1 protein-coding gene is annotated in these 253 nt (G+C 62.5%); it reads left to right on the top strand.

What is annotated here, in order from left to right; all coding sequences use genetic code 11:
* Positions 1–62: 62 nt before the first annotated feature.
* Positions 63–253: hypothetical protein (locus AC5IJH_RS18440; RefSeq protein WP_491904281.1), on the top strand; the 191-nt coding region annotated here is incomplete at its 3' end.

Genomic DNA, 253 nt, shown 5'->3' on the forward strand with positions numbered 1-253 from the left:
CTGGCCGGAAAAGCGAACGCGAACCTGTCTGCGACCGACCGTTGCAGACGTATCGCGACAAGTTGGAAGGACTTCGGTTCGAGTACCCGTCGACATGGGTGCAGGGCTCGCCGCCGGCGTACCTCGGGCCCGATATCTTTGACGGCGAGAAGCTGGTGGAAGGAAGCGTCTACTCTAAAGGCGGTCGCGCGTACCGCGGAACTAACCTGATCGGCTTGAGCGTCAGCTATCTCGCGCTGCCGGCGACGAACGC

The organism is Candidatus Dedyshia acidiphila, from assembly GCF_051025295.1.
Taxonomy (GTDB): Bacteria; Acidobacteriota; Terriglobia; order Terriglobales; family Acidobacteriaceae; genus KBS-83.